This is a genomic window from Cellulosimicrobium sp. NPDC057862 (assembly GCF_042797035.1).
Classification (GTDB): domain Bacteria; phylum Actinomycetota; class Actinomycetes; order Actinomycetales; family Cellulomonadaceae; genus Cellulosimicrobium.
In genome coordinates this window covers 285,351-300,352 of record NZ_JBHVMH010000002.1, presented here as the reverse complement: position 1 = coordinate 300,352, position 15,002 = coordinate 285,351, and the positions used below count along the sequence as shown (strand labels likewise).

The 15,002-nt window shown below is 74.8% G+C and carries 16 protein-coding genes and 1 tRNA gene; 8 read left to right on the top strand and 9 right to left on the bottom strand.

All coding sequences use genetic code 11. From position 1 onward, the window contains the following. Positions 1-25: 25 nt before the first annotated feature. The gene (locus ACFVN3_RS04010) at positions 26-529 is read left to right on the top strand and encodes a MarR family winged helix-turn-helix transcriptional regulator (RefSeq protein ID WP_378230800.1); all 504 of its coding nucleotides are present in this window, start codon (positions 26-28) and stop codon (positions 527-529) included. Between the two features lie 86 nt (positions 530-615). On the opposite strand, the gene ACFVN3_RS04005 is transcribed toward ACFVN3_RS04010, so the two are convergent. Continuing rightward, positions 616-1,326: an HAD-IA family hydrolase gene (locus tag ACFVN3_RS04005; protein ID WP_378230798.1), complete on the bottom strand. Its 711-nt coding sequence runs from the start codon at positions 1,324-1,326 to the stop codon at positions 616-618. A 58-nt stretch (positions 1,327-1,384) separates the two neighbouring features. Between ACFVN3_RS04005 and tmk the strand changes: the two genes are divergently transcribed. Together tmk and ACFVN3_RS03995 are read left to right on the top strand one after the other, a co-directional pair. Further along, complete coding sequence (gene tmk / locus ACFVN3_RS04000; protein WP_378230795.1) at positions 1,385-2,140, top strand: dTMP kinase; 756 nt, start codon at positions 1,385-1,387, stop codon at positions 2,138-2,140. Continuing rightward, positions 2,137-3,273, top strand: a complete 1,137-nt coding sequence (locus tag ACFVN3_RS03995) for a DNA polymerase III subunit delta' (protein ID WP_378230793.1) — start codon at positions 2,137-2,139, stop codon at positions 3,271-3,273. Before tmk ends, ACFVN3_RS03995 begins: the two co-directional genes overlap by 4 nt. A gap of 6 nt (positions 3,274-3,279) precedes the next feature. On the opposite strand, the gene ACFVN3_RS03990 is transcribed toward ACFVN3_RS03995, so the two are convergent. From ACFVN3_RS03990 to ACFVN3_RS03980, 3 genes are all read right to left on the bottom strand, one after another. After that, complete coding sequence (locus tag ACFVN3_RS03990) at positions 3,280-4,269, bottom strand: TIGR03557 family F420-dependent LLM class oxidoreductase (protein WP_378230791.1); 990 nt, start codon at positions 4,267-4,269, stop codon at positions 3,280-3,282. A 72-nt stretch (positions 4,270-4,341) separates the two neighbouring features. Further along, positions 4,342-4,716 (bottom strand): SHOCT domain-containing protein, encoded by a 375-nt coding sequence (locus ACFVN3_RS03985; RefSeq protein ID WP_087471101.1) that lies wholly within the window; start codon positions 4,714-4,716, stop codon positions 4,342-4,344. Positions 4,717-4,865: 149 nt separating this feature from the next. Further along, entirely contained in the window at positions 4,866-6,110 is a 1,245-nt protein-coding gene (locus ACFVN3_RS03980) for a low temperature requirement protein A (protein ID WP_378230788.1), read from the bottom strand. Between the two features lie 126 nt (positions 6,111-6,236). Here ACFVN3_RS03980 and ACFVN3_RS03975 point away from each other — a divergent pair, with 126 nt between their 5' ends. The 4 genes from ACFVN3_RS03975 to ACFVN3_RS03960 all read left to right on the top strand — a co-directional run bounded on the left by ACFVN3_RS03975 (position 6,237) and on the right by ACFVN3_RS03960 (position 9,205). Next, on the top strand, positions 6,237-6,830 hold the full coding sequence (locus ACFVN3_RS03975; protein ID WP_378230786.1) for a hypothetical protein: 594 nt from the start codon (positions 6,237-6,239) through the stop codon (positions 6,828-6,830). Between the two features lie 90 nt (positions 6,831-6,920). Continuing rightward, positions 6,921-8,468, top strand: coding sequence for an alpha/beta hydrolase (locus ACFVN3_RS03970; RefSeq protein ID WP_378230784.1), 1,548 nt, complete (start codon positions 6,921-6,923; stop codon positions 8,466-8,468). A gap of 112 nt (positions 8,469-8,580) precedes the next feature. Beyond that, positions 8,581-8,653: transfer RNA gene (locus tag ACFVN3_RS03965), tRNA-Thr, on the top strand. Positions 8,654-8,998: 345 nt separating this feature from the next. Then, on the top strand, positions 8,999-9,205 hold the full coding sequence (locus tag ACFVN3_RS03960) for a hypothetical protein (protein WP_378230782.1): 207 nt from the start codon (positions 8,999-9,001) through the stop codon (positions 9,203-9,205). Positions 9,206-9,209: 4 nt separating this feature from the next. Here ACFVN3_RS03960 and ACFVN3_RS03955 read toward each other — a convergent pair whose 3' ends face one another. Then, a complete protein-coding gene (locus ACFVN3_RS03955; RefSeq protein WP_378230781.1) occupies positions 9,210-9,959 on the bottom strand; it encodes a hypothetical protein in 750 nt (249 codons plus the stop codon). A 170-nt stretch (positions 9,960-10,129) separates the two neighbouring features. Here ACFVN3_RS03955 and ACFVN3_RS03950 point away from each other — a divergent pair, with 170 nt between their 5' ends. After that, positions 10,130-10,672, top strand: a complete 543-nt coding sequence (locus tag ACFVN3_RS03950; RefSeq protein ID WP_378230780.1) for an rRNA adenine N(6)-methyltransferase family protein — start codon at positions 10,130-10,132, stop codon at positions 10,670-10,672. 7 nt (positions 10,673-10,679) lie between these two features. On the opposite strand, the gene ACFVN3_RS03945 is transcribed toward ACFVN3_RS03950, so the two are convergent. The 4 genes from ACFVN3_RS03945 to ACFVN3_RS03930 all read right to left on the bottom strand — a co-directional run bounded on the left by ACFVN3_RS03945 (position 10,680) and on the right by ACFVN3_RS03930 (position 14,822). After that, positions 10,680-11,279, bottom strand: a complete 600-nt coding sequence (locus ACFVN3_RS03945; protein WP_378231381.1) for an alpha/beta family hydrolase — start codon at positions 11,277-11,279, stop codon at positions 10,680-10,682. 104 nt (positions 11,280-11,383) lie between these two features. Next, complete coding sequence (locus tag ACFVN3_RS03940; protein WP_378230779.1) at positions 11,384-11,983, bottom strand: DUF305 domain-containing protein; 600 nt, start codon at positions 11,981-11,983, stop codon at positions 11,384-11,386. A 65-nt stretch (positions 11,984-12,048) separates the two neighbouring features. Further along, positions 12,049-12,582 (bottom strand): hypothetical protein, encoded by a 534-nt coding sequence (locus tag ACFVN3_RS03935; RefSeq protein WP_378230778.1) that lies wholly within the window; start codon positions 12,580-12,582, stop codon positions 12,049-12,051. Further along, positions 12,579-14,822, bottom strand: coding sequence for a heavy metal translocating P-type ATPase (locus ACFVN3_RS03930; protein ID WP_378230777.1), 2,244 nt, complete (start codon positions 14,820-14,822; stop codon positions 12,579-12,581). Before ACFVN3_RS03930 ends, ACFVN3_RS03935 begins: the two co-directional genes overlap by 4 nt. Positions 14,823-15,002: the final 180 nt, after the last annotated feature.

The following is a 15,002-nucleotide window of genomic DNA, read 5'->3' as shown; positions in this document are numbered from 1 at the left end:
GCGCGATCCTCGGTACCATGGCGCCATGACGGGTGACGAGGTCGACGGGACGGTCGCGCGGGGCGCGGGCACGCTGTTCGCCGACCCGCTCGCGCTCGAGGCGCAGGTCTGCTTCGCGCTCTCGGCGGGGGCGCGGGGCATGGTCGCGCTGTACCGCCCCCTGCTCGAGCCGCTCGGCATCACGCACCCGCAGTACCTCGTGCTCCTCGCGCTCTGGCAGGACGACGCCGCGGGCACGACGTCGACCGTGGGCGACCTCGCCGCGCGCCTGCACCTCGACGCCGGGACGCTCTCGCCGCTCCTCAAGCGGCTCGAGGCGCTCGGGTACGTGCGCCGGTCGCGCTCGCCCGACGACGGTCGGCAGGTCCGCGTGACCCTCACCGCCGAGGGGCGCGCGCGCCGCCGCGACGCCGAGCGCATCCCGCCGTCGATCGTCGCGGCCACGGGGCTCAGCCTGGACGAGCTCGCCGAGGTCCACGCCGCGGCGTCGAAGGTCGTCGCGGCCGCGCTGCGCGCGGGCGTCTACTGACGGCCATGCGTCTGCGGCCTGCCGAGCATGCGGTTCTGGCCCGTCAGGCGACGAGGCCGGGAGGCAACCCCATGGTCGGCGGGTGGTCAGGCGTCCGTGACGCGAACGCCGTCGGGGCTGACGACGAAGCGGACCGCCGCGAGGCCCGTCGCCAGGGCGTCGGGTGCGGGAGACGCCTGCGCGAGCTCGGCGGCCGAGTGGGTGCCCGTCACGGCCAGCGTCGCGCAGCCCGCGGCGTGCGCCGCGGCGATCCCTGCGGGGGCGTCCTCGACGACGAGGCACCGTGCCGGGTCCACGCCCAACCGCTCCGCGCCGAGCAGGAACGGGTCCGGGTCGGGCTTGCCGCGCTCGACGTCGTCGGCCGTCACGACGACCGACGGCGCGGCGAGACCCGACGCCTTCATGCGTGCCGCGGCGAGCGGGCGCGTGCAGGACGTGACGATCGCCTGCCGCGCGGGCGGGAGGACGGCCAGCGCGTCGCGCGTGCCGGGCAGGATCGTCACACCCTCGTTGTCCTCGAGCTCGAGCGCATGGATGCGCTCGTAGGCCGACTCGACCCGGTCCTCCGGCAGGAGCTCGGCGATGAGCGTGCGCGCCGGGGTGCCGTGCTGGATCTGGAACTCCTCGGGGTCGGGCAGGCCGTGCTCCGCGGCCCAGCGCCGCCAGTTCCGGTCGACCGCCGGGACGGAGTCGATGAGCGTGCCGTCCATGTCGAACAGCACGGCCTCGAACGTGCGTCCGGCGAACGCGACGCCGGGGGTGGGCAGGGGGCGGGGCGCGGCAGCGGGGTCGGGCATGTCCCGAGGCTAGCCCGCGGCCGCACCCGTGTCCGACGCCGCGGATAGGGTGGACGCCGTGAGCGCACCCGGGTACTTCATCTCGTTCGAGGGCGGCGACGGCGTCGGCAAGTCCACCCAGTCGCGCCTGCTCGGGCGGTGGCTCGGCGAGCTCACGGGGCGCGAGGTCGTGCTGACGCGCGAGCCCGGCGGCACCGAGCTCGGCAAGGAGCTGCGCGCCGCGGTGCTCCACGGGCAGGACATGGACCCGCGCACCGAGGCGCTCATCTACGCCGCCGACCGCGCGCACCACGTCGCGAGCCTCGTGCGCCCGGCCCTCGAGCGTGGCGCGGTCGTCGTCACGGACCGCTACCTCGACTCGTCGGTCGCGTACCAGGCGGGTGGGCGCGAGCTCGGCGCGGACGAGGTCGAGCTCATCTCGCGCTGGGCCGTGCAGGACCTCATGCCGGACGTCACGATCCTGCTCGACCTCGACCCGGTGGCGGCCACCGCGCGGATCCGCCGTCAGCACGACCGGCTGGAGCGAGCGGGGGCGGAGTTCCACCGCCGCACGCGCGAGGCGTTCCTCGCGCGCGCCGCGGCGGACCCGGAGCGCTGGGTCGTGCTCGACGCGTCGGCGTCGGTCGACGACCTCCAGGCCCAGATCCGGGTCGACGTCGCGGCCCGTCTCGAGCTCACGCCGGTCGTGGAGGAGGCGGAGGACACGGTCGCGGCAGACCCGGACGACGGCTTCGACGACACCGACAGCGCGATCGGCTACGAGCCCGGCACGGCGAGCACGGCCGGGCCGGCGACGGGGAGCGGTGCGGCGTGACCGTCTGGGACGACGTCGTCGGGCAGGAGCAGGCCGTCGAGGTGCTCCGCACCGCCGCCACCGACCCGGCGGCGATGACGCACGCGTGGCTGCTCACCGGCCCGCCCGGCTCCGGCCGCTCGAACGCCGCGCGCGCGTTCGCCGCCGCGCTCCAGTGCGAGCAGGGCGGGTGCGGTCACTGCCAGGCGTGCCGCACCACCCTCGCGGGCACGCACCCCGACGTCACGCTCGTCGCGACGGAGCTCGTGACGATCAAGATCGACGAGGTGCGCGACCTCGTGACCGTCGCGAGCCGCACGCCGTCGCAGGGGCGACGTCGCGTGATCGTCGTCGAGGACGCCGACCGCATGGCGGAACGCACCACGAACGTGCTGCTCAAGGCGATCGAGGAGCCCGCCCCCCACACCGTGTGGATCCTCTGCGCGCCGAGCCCGCAGGACGTGCTCGTCACCATCCGCTCCCGGTGCCGCGGCGTCGTGCTGCGCGTGCCCCCGGTCGAGGCCGTGGCCGGGCTGCTGGTCCAGCGCGACGGCGTGGACGAGCACGTCGCGCTCGTCGCCGCCCGCGCGGCGCAGAGCCACATCGGGCTCGCGCGCCGGCTGGCCCGCGACGCGGCGGCCCGGGACCGGCGGACGTCGGTGCTCTCGCTCGCGCGCCGGGTCCGCGGGGTCGGCGACGCCGTCCTCGCCGCGGGCGAGCTCGTGGACCTCGCGCAATCCGAGGCGAAGGCGGCGACCGAGGAGCGCGACGCGGCCGAGAAGGCCGAGCTGCTGCGCGCGCTCGGCGTCGCCGACGGCGAGACCCTCCCGCCCCGCCTGCGGTCCCAGCTCCGCGACCTCGAGGCCGACCAGAAGCGGCGCGCGACCCGGCACCAGCGCGACGTGCTCGACCGCGCGATGGTCGACCTGCTGTCCCTCTACCGCGACGTGCTCGTCGTGCAGCTCGGGGCCGAGGTCGAGCTCGTCAACGTCGAGCTCGCGGAGGCGGTGCGCACGCTCGCCGAGGACTCGACGCCGGAGCAGACCGTGCGGCGGATGGACGCGATCGGTGTCGCGCGCGAGCGGCTCGAGGGCAACGTCGCGCCGCTGCTCGCCGTCGAGGCGATGGTCATCGCGCTGCGCCCCCAGGGCTGACGGCGGCTAGCTCGACGGCGCCGCCGCGCGCAGCCTCTCCAGCAGCGGCCCCGCGGCGTCCGCGAGGAACTCGCGCTGCCCGACCTCGCCCACCTGGACGAGCGCGAGGTCGGTGAACCCCGCCTCCCACCATGCGGACGCCGCCTCGACGACCGCGTCGAGGTCCGGGCCGCACGGGATCGACCGCGCGACGTCCTCGGGCCGGACGAACTGGCTCGCGGCCTCGAACGCCTCGGTCGTGGGCAGGTCGGCGTTCACGCGCCAGCCGCCCCCGAACCAGCGGAACTGCTCGTGCGCGCGGGCCACCGCGGCGTCCTCGTCGGGGTCCCAGCAGATCGGCATCTGCCCGACGACGCGCGACGGCGCGAGGTCGGCGCGGTCCCGGACCCCCGACCACCGCTCGACGACGTCGGCGTCGGGCTCGGTGGTCACGAGGTGGTCGGCCAGCGGGGCGAACCGCTCGACCGACTGCGGGCCGGACACGGCGGCGCCGATCTCCACGGTCTCGTCGGGGAGGTCCCAGAGCCGGGCGGAGTCGACGCGGTAGTGCACGCCCTCGAACGTGAGGCGCTCGCCGTCGAGCAGCGACCGGATGATCTCCACGGCCTCCTCGAGCATGTCGTGCCGCTCGCCGACCGCGGGCCAGCGCTCTCCCGCGACGTGCTCGTTGAGGTTCTCCCCGGCACCGAGGCCGAGGGTGAAGCGGTCGTCGGAGAGGAGGGCGACCGTCGCGGCCTTCTGCGCGACCACGGCCGGGTGGTAGCGCATCAGGGGGCAGGTCACGTACGTCATGAGCCCGACGCGCTCCGTCGCCTGGGCGACGGCGCCGAGCACGGACCAGGCGTAGGGGGAGTGGCCCTGGGCGTCGAGCCACGGGAAGTAGTGGTCGCTCATCACCTCGAACTCGAACCCGGCGCGCTCCGCGTCGACCGCGTGCTCGACGAGCGCGCGCGGGCCGGACTGCTCGGTCATGAGGGTGTAGCCGAAGCGGGTCATGCCTCGATCGTGGGACGGGCCGGTCGCACCCGCACGCGGGTGCGACCGGCCCGTCCGATCACGCGACGTCCGTCAGGCGAGCGCCTTCGCCTTGAGCTGCGCGAACTCCTCGGGCGTGATCGCCCCCGAGTCCAGGAGCGACTTGGCGTGCGTGATCTGCTCGGCCGGCGACGTGGTCGCGACCTGGCGGATGTACGCGTCGGTGTCCTGCTTCGCCTGGACGACCGCCGCCGCCTGCCGCTCCGCCATCCCGCGCCCGCGGGCGATGAGGTAGACGAGCGACGTCAGGATGGGCAGGAAGATGAGGAAGATGATCCACACGGCCTTCCACCAGCCCGAGAGCTCGCGGTCACGGAAGAGGTCCGCGATGATCTGGAAGAGCACGATGAGGTAGGCGATGAAGAAGAAGCTCCAGACGAGGAGCCAGAAGAAGTCCCAGAAGTCCACGGTCGCGCCCTTTCTCGACGGATCCCCGTACCCGGAGCGCGGCCGGCTGCCGCGCACCAACAGGGCGAACCTAGCGACGATGGGGGGTTTGCGCCCGGTGAAAGCCGGGTGAAGCGTGCGAAGGGGCCGTACGGCACCTCCGGTGCGGATCACCCGTCGGTCGTGGGGGCCGGGAGGCGCCGGGCCCGGGCGACGTCGCCGACGATGACGGCGAGGAGGACGGCGTCCGTGGTCCAGTTGAGGGCGAGCGGCGTGAGCCACGCGTGCGCGCCGAAGAGCGCGGCGACCGCGGCGGCCCCCGCCAGGTGCGGGAGCGACCACCTCCCGCCCGCCGCGCGGCGGAACAGCGCGTTGCCGACGAGGTAGGTCGCCGCCGCCCCGCACACGAGCGCGGCGGTCCACGCGTCGGCGTGGCCCGCGCCGTCGTGACCCAGCGGGTGCAGCAGGACCAGCTCGTCCGCCACGGCGGTGAGCACGATCCCCGCGATGATGACGAACGGCACGTAGGTGTACGCCGTCTGCGCCACCATGCCGCGCTCCTCGCGCGACGTGAAGTACTCGGTCGCGCGCCGCTCGGAGCGGTCGAAGAAGAGCAGCCACATGAGCACCGTGCTCGCGAACGCCGAGCAGAACGCGGACACGGTCGTCGCGTCGAGCGGCAGCTCCGCGAACGCGGCACCCGTGACGATGATCGACTCGCCCAGGCAGATGATGACGAACAGGCTCACGCGCTCGGCCATGTGCTCGCCCCGCACGACCCACGTGCTCGCGCGCGACGCGCCGAGCCAGGGCAGCCAGAACATCGCGCGCGGGCCCGCCAGGTCGATCACGCACGCGACGGCCCACAGCACCAGCCGGTGCTCCTCGACGACCGCACCCGCGATCCACAGGCTGCCCGAGACGACGAACCACGTCGTGATGCGGACGAAGTTCACCGCGTTCTCCGGCCAGACGCGGCCCAGGGCGACCAGGACGAACGCGCTGCGCCCGACCTGCATCGTCACGAGCATCACCGCGAACAGCAGGGCCTTGTCGCCGAACGCCTCGGGGATGGCGCTCGCGAGCACGAGCCCGAGCAGCATGAGGACGACGAGCATCGTCCGCACGGGGACACGCTCGGGATCGAGCCAGTTGGTCGCCCACATCGTGAAGACCCACACCCACCACACCGCCACGCCCAGGACGAGCGTGTGCGCGAGCGTCTCCGCCCCCGGGTGCGCGATGAGGCCGTGCGAGAGCTGCGTGACCGCGAAGACGAACACGAGGTCGAAGAAGAGCTCGACGTAGCCGACTCGGCTCGAGTCGCCGCCGTCGCCGTGCCGCCGGAGGTCGGTGCGCAGGCCCCAGGGCAACGGGGGCCGTCCGGTGCCGGGCGTCGTGAGCGGAGCGTCCATGCTGGGATGCTCCCACCCCGGGTCACCGTCGGGTCACGATCGTCCGGCGCGTCGCGGTTCGTCGCGCACGACCGCCCCGCAGGGCCCACGATGGTCGCGCCACCCGTCGTCGACCGAGGAGTCCACATGGTTCCCGTCCGCCGCCCCGCCTCCCGGCCGGCTCGTGCCGCGTCCGCGCTCTCGCTCGTCCTCGCGGTCGGTCTCCTGGGGGCGTGCGCCTCCGAGACCGACGGCGGCGGGGACGACCCGTCCGCCTCCGAGGAGTCCGAGGGACCGAGCGAGGACGCGTCCGAGGAGCCGTCGGACGACGCGTCCGAGGAGGAGGGCCTGCCCGACGCCGGGACGATGGACGTCGTCGCGGGCGCGCACGGGATGGGCCTGCCGCCCGGCGTCGACGCGCCGACCGAGGGTGGGACCGGCGCCGCGTGGAGCGCGGAGCCCGGGCTGCTGTTCGTCGTGACGTACGGGTCGAGCACGTGCCCCGTGCTCGCGGAGGACGAGGCCGCGGTCCAGGGCAACGACCTCGTCGTGACGTTCGTCGAGATCGCCCCCGACACGGCGTGCACGATGGACTACGTGCCGGCCACCTCGGTGGTCGGGGTGCCCGACGACGTGGATGCGAGCGGCGAGGTGAGCGTCGTCCTGGGTGACCGCGGGACCGTCGTCGTGCCGCCCGCGGCGGACGGCACGACCGGCGAGTCCGCCTGGGTCGAGGAGTAGCCGGTCGCTGCGGTGAAGAGCGCGTGAAAGGACGGTCCCGCCCTGGCGGGACCGTCCTGCGGCGACCGGGGGAGCGGCTACCGTGTGCGGGTGACGACGCCCCTCTCCCGCTCCGCTCGCCGCACCGTGGCCGGCGCCGCGACCCTCGTGCTGGCCCTCGTCCTGGGCGCGTGCTCGGTGCCCCCCAAGCAGCAGACCCCGGTGGACGACGTCGCGACCTCGGCGTCCGGGACGGGCGAGACCGGCCCGGAGGGCTTCGAGGAGTTTTACGGCCAGAGCCTCGCGTGGGAGGACTGCGGCGCGGGCTGGGAGTGCACGACGGCGCGCGCGCCCCTCTCGTGGCAGGACCCTGCTGCCGGCGAGACCGAGCTCGCGGTCAAGCGCCAGCCCGCGACCGGCGAGCGCATCGGCTCGCTGCTCACCAACCCGGGCGGGCCCGGAGCCTCCGGCATCGACTTCGTCACGTCCCTCGCCCCGACCATCGGGGAGCGCGTCACCGCTGCCTACGACCTCGTCGGGTTCGACCCGCGCGGCGTCGGGCAGTCCTCGCCCGTGGTGTGCCTCGACGACGCGGCGAAGGACGAGTCCCTGTCCCGCGACTTCGACACGGACGAGGCAGGGCTCGAGGCGCTCGCGGAGGACCGCCGTGCCTGGGCCGACGCGTGCGCCGAGAACACGGGCGACCTGCTCGGCCAGGTCGACACGCAGAGCGCCGCGCGCGACATGGACATGCTGCGGGCCGTCCTCGGCGACGAGAAGCTCGCCTACCTCGGGTACTCCTACGGGACGCAGCTCGGCGCCACGTACGCGGGGTTGTTCCCGGACAAGGTCGGGCGGCTCGTGCTCGACGGCGCGATCGACACGTCGCTCGACCCGGACACGATCTCCGAGCAGCAGGCGGTCGGCTTCGAGAACGCGCTGCGTGCCTACGTCGAGGACTGCCAGGCCGGGGGCGAGTGCCCGCTGCGCGGTGACGCCGACGAGGGGATGCAGCAGATCCGCTCGCTCCTCGACGCGGCGAAGGCGAACCCGCTGCCCACGGACGGCGAGCGCCGGGTGACGCAGACGCTCGGTTTCTACGGCGTCGCCGTCACCCTCTACAACGACCAGAGCTGGCCCGTGCTCACGCAGGCGCTCACGGAGGCGTTCGAGGAGGGCACGGGCAACGTCCTGCTCTACCTGGCCGACTTCTACAACGACCGCAACCCCGACGGGACGTACTCGTCGAACTCGTCCGAGGCGTTCCGCGCGGTCAACTGCCTCGACGGCCGCCAGGACGACGACCCCGAGGCGATGCAGGCCCAGCTCGAGCGGCTCGAGGAGGCCGCGCCGACCATGGGGTTCTTCTTCGCGTTCGGCGGCCTCACGTGCGACGGCTGGGCGTACCCGGTGGTGGAGCAGGAGTTCGACCTGCACGCCGAGGGCGCCGCGCCGATCGTCGTCATCGGGACGACCAACGACCCCGCGACCCCGTACGTGTGGGCCGAGGGCCTCGCGGACACGCTCGACTCGGCCGTCCTCGTCACCTGGGAGGGCGAGGGGCACACCGCGTACGGACGTGCGAACGCCTGCCTGAGCGACGCCGTCGACGCCTACCTGGTGGACGGGACGGTGCCCGAGGACGGGCTGCGCTGCTGACCCGGGGAGCGTCCGACGGCGGGCCACGGGGCCGCTTTGGAATCTGGCCCGGTCGTTGGGTACAGTAGGCGCTCGTTGCCAGCGGTTCGCGGAGCGGACCGGGACGTAGCACGCCGCCTTAGCTCAGTCGGCAGAGCGATTCACTCGTAATGAATAGGTCAAGGGTTCGATTCCCTTAGGCGGCTCCGACACCGAAGCCCTGACCAGCGGAAACACTGGTCAGGGCTTCGTCGTTCCCAGGAGGTGGTGCGTCGTCCGGCTCGCCGTGCCGGGTGACCCTCCCGTCGCTGTTCGTCACCGCGCGTCCTGCGGCAGCACCGCACCTCTGAAGGACACCCGGCCGGCACGGGTCGCGTCGGCCGGGCGCCGTCAGGCCGGAGACGAGCCCGGATTGTTGCCGCCCGGTGGCGAGCCCGCGCAACCGCCAGGGCTCCGCCGACTGTTCGCCTGCTGGACGCTCTGTCGTCACCGGCCGGACGCGTTCCCCGGCTTGGCTCGTGCCGATGCCACCCGACGAGACGAGGCCCACGATGGTCGAGAGCCCGGCGACCTTCCGCGAGACCGACGCGCCGACCCCGCGCGCCGCCCGTCCGCTGACCGCGCGCGCCGCACGCTTCCCGCGCCCCGCCGTCGCGGCGCACGACCCGTCGGACCCGGACTACACGGCGGGGGACGTCGACGAGCTGGTGCGGTGGCAGCGCCGCGCGTCCGGGAGCTCCGCTCCGCGCACGCGCTGAGCGCTCAGCCGACGCGGCGCAGCAGCAGGATCGCGCCGCCCGCCGCCGCGGCGACGAGCCCGCCGACGCCGACCACGGCGAGCGTCGGGAACGCCTCGTCCGCGGGCGGGGGAGGCGCCATGCGCTCCGCGGCGGACGTGAGGGGCGTGCGCGACGGCTCCGGACGGGGCGTCGTCGGCGTCTCGGTGGGGGTGGGCTCGACCGGGGCCTCGGTCGTCGGCTCCTCCGTAGGCTCCTCGGTGACCTCGGGCTCGGGCGCTTCCGCCGTCTCGACGGGTGCCTCGACGACCGGCACCGGCGCCTCGACAGCCGGCGCCTCGACGGGAGCCTCCGTCGTGGGAGCGGGGGGCGGCGTCGTCGGAGCCGGTGCGGCGGCCGTGGTGCAGACGGCGGTGTCGCCGTTCCACCCGGCGAACTGCCGGTCGATGCCCGTCACGAGCACCCAGCTGACGCAGTACCCGTCGCCGTACGGCCCGCGCTGCGGGACGTCGAGCTCCAGGACCCCGTCGGCCGCGTCCTCCCGCGAGTACCGGTCGCCGAGGTTGCGCGCGTGCGACCCGTCCGGGGCCGTGACGATGTAGCCGAGCCATCCGGAGCCGTCGCGCAACCGGCTCGCGTCGAAGGACACGGCGTCCACGGTGACGGTGAGCCCGCCGCCGCCGTCGCGGTCGTCGGCCACCGCCGGCGACGCGGCGAGCGTCGCTGTGACGACCCCCAGGGTCGCGAGCGCGAGCAGTCGGCCAGCGGCGCGCATCCATCACCTCCGGGTCGGCTCGGGCGTGGTCCGCGGCACATCGTACGCAGTCCTGGCGCGCCGTCGGAAAGCCGTCGGAATCCCCTGTCACGAGCCTGGACAAATCGCTCGACGACGACGCTCGCGCCGTCCTAGCGTGACCGCCATGTTCTTCATGACGATGGTGCGTCGTGGCCGGGCCGGGCACGCGACGCGAGTGGGGATGGCACCCGCTCACCGCTGAGCACGCGGCGCGCGTGGTCGACGACGCGGGCGTGCGTCCCGGTCAGCTCGTCCTCGATCTCGGGGCGGGCGAGGGGGCGCTCACGCGGCACCTCGTCGCCGCGGGCGCGCGGGTCCTCGCCGTCGAGCTGCACCCCCGGCGGGCCCGCGCCCTGCGCGAGCGCTTCGCCGCCGCGGACGTGACGGTCCTCGAGGTCGACCTCGCCGACCTGCGCCTGCCGCGTCGCCCGTTCCGCGTCGTCGCGAACCCGCCGTTCGGGCTGACGTCGCCCCTGCTCGCCCGCGTGCTCGCGCGGGGATCCGCGCTCGTGGCGGCCGACGTCGTCGTGCAGCGGCAGGCCGCGCAGCGCATCGCCGCGGGCGAGGGCACGGCGGGGCGCGCCGCGCGGGGCTGGTCGGTCGAGGTCGGGCGGCCCGTGCCGCGCTCGGCGTTCCGGCCGCCGCCGCGCGTCGACGCGGCCGTGCTCCGCGTCCGGCGAGGGCGGCGCTGAGGCGCGCCTACGGGCTCGGCCGGCCGAGCGTCCCGAGCCACGCGACGATCGCCTCGCACACCGCGGTGTCCTGGCCCTTGAGGTCGTGCGCGCCGGGCAGCTCGACCCGCGTGACCGGACCGGGGATCGCGGCGGTGTGCTCGGTGAGCTCGTCGGGCGTCGCGAACGGGTCCGTGCGCCCCGACACGAGGAGCACGGGCACGCGGAGGTCGGGGAAGTGCTCGGTGCGCAGGCGCTCGGGCTTGCCCGGCGGGTGCAGCGGATAGCTGACGAGCGCGAGCCCGGCCGCGGGCAGGCCCTCGGCGACGGCCATCGAGCACATGCGTCCGCCGTACGAGCGGCCGCCGAGCACGAGGCGGTCCGTCGTCGTGCCGAGCTCGGCGGCGAACGCCTCGGCCTCGGCGCGCACGTGGGCGATCGCGACGGGCGGACGGTCGGGCATCCGCTTGCCCGCGGTCCGGTACGGGAAGTCGATCCGGCGCACGGGCACGGGCGGGTCGAGCGCGGCGAGCGCGTCGTCGATCGCGACGAGCGCGCGGTGGTCGCGGCTCGCGCCGGCGCCCGGTGTGAGCAGGACGCCGGCGACGGGCCGGACGGGGGTCGGCATGGTCACCCGCCCAGTCTCGCAGCGAGCACGACGTTCCTCCTGGTCGAGCACGACGTGGGCGTCGCGAGGACGCTCAGGACGACACCCACGTCGTGCTCGGCGGGTCAGAGGTCGGCGAGGAGCCCCTGCATCGTGTCGATCTCCTCCTGCTGCGTCGCGACGATCTCCTCCGCGAGGGCGCGCACCTCGGGGTGCTCGCCCTCGGCGAGCGCGTCCTGCGCCATCGCGACGGCGCCTTCGTGGTGCTCGACCATGCCCTCGAGGAACAGGCGCTGGGCCTCCTCGGCGGGCGCGGCCTCGAGCGCGGCGAGCGCCTCGTCGTCGAGCATGCCGTCCATGTGGCCGGCGTGCTCGCCGCCGGACGGGTCGGCGCCCCAGCGGTCGAGCATCGCGGTCATCTGCTCGACCTCGGGGGCCTGGGCCGCCTCGATCTGCTCCGCGAGCGCGACGACGCGCTCGTCGACGCCGTCCTTCGCGAGCACGATCGCGGACATCTCCACGGCCTGCTCGTGGTGCGGGATCATCATCTGGGCGAACATCACGTCGGCGTCGGACGCCGTCGTGGCACTACCGGGAGCGGTGCTCGTGGGCGTGCCCGCGGGCTGCTCGCCGGTGTCGCCGCTGCCGGCGTCGGAGCAGCCCGTCAGGACGAGCGTCGTGCCGAGCGCGAGCGCGGCGAGGGTCGTGCGGGCGGTGCGTGTCATGGTCGATCTCCGTTCGTGGGGTGCAGCGGGCGCGCGTCGGCGCCCAGGACGGGGCCGGTGTCGGCCTACGTCCTGCTGATCCCCAGGGCGTGGAGGTCGGGCGGTCGGTCCGGGAGCGGGGCCCGCAGGCCGAGGAGGGGCGCCGCGCCGTGCGTCGGGACCCACGCGGCCCGACGGCGCAGCGCGTCTCGTGCGGCGAGCGTCACCAGCGCGACGAGCACCATGAGGCATAGCGGCCCCGCGCTGCCGTGGGGGTCGACGCCGGTCGAGAGGCTCGGGTCCGGCCCGGAGGCGCCCGCGCCGTCGTCGCGGCTGAGCCCGTCGGCGGCGTACGAGGGCTCCCCGTGCCCGGCGAGGGCGTCGCCCGCGGACGTCGGCCGACCTTCGAGGAGGGTGACCGGACCGCCGTGCCCGGAGCCGCCGTCGGGCAGCGCGACGCCGTGGTGCGTGCTGCTGCCCGCCAGGACGTGCATCCACAGCACGGCGGCCGCCAGCAGGCCCACCAGCACGACCGCCGACCACGACCCTGCGCGCCCGCGAGGTTGCTGTCGTTCTCGCGCGGAGAACGACAGCAACCTCGTGGTCGACGTGGCGGTCACCGGGAGGCGAGCCGCGCCGGGTCGAGGTCGATGCGGCGCAGGAGCTGCGCGTTGAGCGCCACGATGACCGTCGAGGCGGACATGAGGATCGCTCCCACCGCCATCGGCATGACGAACCCGACCGGGGCGAGCACGCCCGCCGCGAGCGGCACCGCCGCGATGTTGTAGCCCGCGGCCCACCACAGGTTCTGCTGCATCTTGCGGTACGAGGCGTGCGACAGCTCGATGATCGACAGCACGGCGCGCGGGTCGGAGCTCGCGAGGATGACCCCGGCCGACGCGATCGCGACGTCCGTGCCGGCGCCGATGGCGATGCCGACGTCCGCCTGCGCGAGCGCGGGGGCGTCGTTGACGCCGTCGCCGACCATCGCGACGACGCGGCCGTCGTGCTGGAGCTCGGCGACCTTCGCGTCCTTGTCCTCGGGGCGCACGCCGGCGAACACCTGGTCGATGCCCAGCTCGCGGCCGACCGCCCGGGCCACCGGCTCGGCGTCGCCCGTGATCATGACGACCTTGATGCCGCGCCGGTGCAGCGCGTCGACGGCCTCGCGCGACTCGGGGCGGATCGCGTCCGCGAGGGCGAACGCACCCACGACCGCGCCCGTCGCGTGGTCGTGCCCTGCCTCGGGCGAGACCACCACGTGCAGGACGGTCGCGCCGTCGTGCGCCCAGGCCTCGGCGTCGGGCAGGGGGTCGAGCCCCCGCTCGCGCAGGAGCGCGGGACCGCCGACCGCCACGCGCCGCGCGCCGTGCGGCGTGGGCACGGTCGCCTCGACCCCGACCGCGGTGAGCGACCGGAAGTCGGTCGCCTGCGAGACCTGGACGTCCCGCTCGGCGGCGCGGTCGACGATCGCGCGAGCGAGCGGGTGCTGGCTGTCGGCCTCGGCCGCGGCGGCGAGCGCGAGGAGCTCGTCCTCGGTCGTGCCGCCGGCGGTGGCGAGGTGCGCGACGACCGGCTCGCCCGCGGTGAGCGTCCCGGTCTTGTCGAACAGGACCGTGTCCACCGTGCGCATGCGCTCCAGCGCGAGGCGGTCCTTGACCAGGACGCCGGCCTTCGCGGCGCGCTCGGTCGAGAGCGACACGACGAGCGGGATCGCGAGCCCCAGGGCGTGGGGGCACGCGATGACGAGCACGGTGATCGCCCGGATCAGCGCCTGCTCGGGCGTGCCGAAGACGAGCCACAGCCCGATCGTCAGAGCGGCAGCACCGAGCGCGTACCAGAACAGCCAGCCGGCGGCGCGGTCGGCGAGGCGCTGGGTCTTGGTCGAGGACGCCTGGGCGTCGGCGACGAGCCGTTGGATGCCCGCGAGCGCGGTGTCCTCGCCGACGGCCGTGATCCGCACGCGCAGCGCGTCGTCCGTCGCGACGGTCCCGGCGACGATGGCGTCCCCGACGGTGCGGCGCACGGGCCGCGACTCCCCGGTGATCATCGACTCGTCGACGTCCGCGGACCCGGACGTGACCTCGCCGTCCGCGGGTACGCGCCCGCCCGGCCGGACGACGACGAGGTCGCCGACGCCCAGGTCGGTCGGCGCGACCGTGGTCACCGTCCCGTCGTCCGCCACGCGCTCGGCCTCGTCGGGCAGGAGCGCGGCGAGCGAGTCGAGCGCCGACGCCGTCTGCGCGAGCGAGCGCATCTCGAGCCAGTGGCCGAGCAGCATGATGACGACGAGCAGCGCGAGCTCCCACCACACGTCGAGCTCGTGCGCGAGCAGCCCGAGGCTCGACCCGAGCGACGACACGAACGCGACGGTGATCGCGAGCGAGATGAGCGTCATCATCCCGGGCTTGCGCCCACGGAGCTCGCTCACCGAGCCCGTGAGGAACGGGCGTCCGCCCCAGAAGAAGATGACCGTCCCGAGCACGGGGGAGACCCAGGGCAGCCACGCTGCGTCGGGCAGGTCGTAGCCGAGAAGCATCGCGAACATCGGGCTCAGCGCGACGGTCGGCACCGCGAGGACGAGCATGACCCAGAACAGACGTCGGAACTGCCCGACGTGGTCGCCGTGCCCGCCGTGGCCCGCGTGGCCGGACATGTCGTGCCCGGCGTGCGCGTCCGGGCTCGCGTGGCCGTGGCCGGCGTGCGCGGTGTGGCCTGCGCGGTCGTGGCCCGCGTGCCCCGGGGCCGGGCCGATCACGGTAGGCGCGTGCCCGTCGTGGTGCGCGGGCGACCCGTGGTGCGTGTCGCCGGTGCTCGGACTGGGCTCGTGCCCGTGGTCATGCTCCGTACGGTGGTCCACCGTTCCTCCTCCCAGATACCCCTAGGGGGTATGTTCTGCTCACGATCATGCACCGCCGTGTCCGATTCGTCAACCCCTCGAGGCCGTCGGGGCGCGGGCGCGCGACAACCCGTACGCCGCTCGGCGGGAGGGGGCCGAGCGGCGCACGGGCTGCTGGGGAGACCGGGGCGTCGTCCGGTC

Coding starts and splice junctions, on each gene's coding strand:
- ACFVN3_RS03955 (WP_378230781.1), bottom strand. CDS start 9,959: ATGCGCGCCGCTGGCCGACTGCTCGCGCTCGCGACCCTGGGGGTCGTC.
- ACFVN3_RS03990 (WP_378230791.1), bottom strand. CDS start 4,269: ATGACCCGCTTCGGCTACACCCTCATGACCGAGCAGTCCGGCCCGCGC.
- ACFVN3_RS04005 (WP_378230798.1), bottom strand. CDS start 1,326: ATGCCCGACCCCGCTGCCGCGCCCCGCCCCCTGCCCACCCCCGGCGTC.
- ACFVN3_RS03945 (WP_378231381.1), bottom strand. CDS start 11,279: ATGCCGACCCCCGTCCGGCCCGTCGCCGGCGTCCTGCTCACACCGGGC.
- ACFVN3_RS03960 (WP_378230782.1), top strand. CDS start 8,999: ATGGTCGAGAGCCCGGCGACCTTCCGCGAGACCGACGCGCCGACCCCG.
- ACFVN3_RS04010 (WP_378230800.1), top strand. CDS start 26: ATGACGGGTGACGAGGTCGACGGGACGGTCGCGCGGGGCGCGGGCACG.
- ACFVN3_RS03980 (WP_378230788.1), bottom strand. CDS start 6,110: ATGGACGCTCCGCTCACGACGCCCGGCACCGGACGGCCCCCGTTGCCC.
- ACFVN3_RS03975 (WP_378230786.1), top strand. CDS start 6,237: ATGGTTCCCGTCCGCCGCCCCGCCTCCCGGCCGGCTCGTGCCGCGTCC.
- ACFVN3_RS03940 (WP_378230779.1), bottom strand. CDS start 11,983: ATGACACGCACCGCCCGCACGACCCTCGCCGCGCTCGCGCTCGGCACG.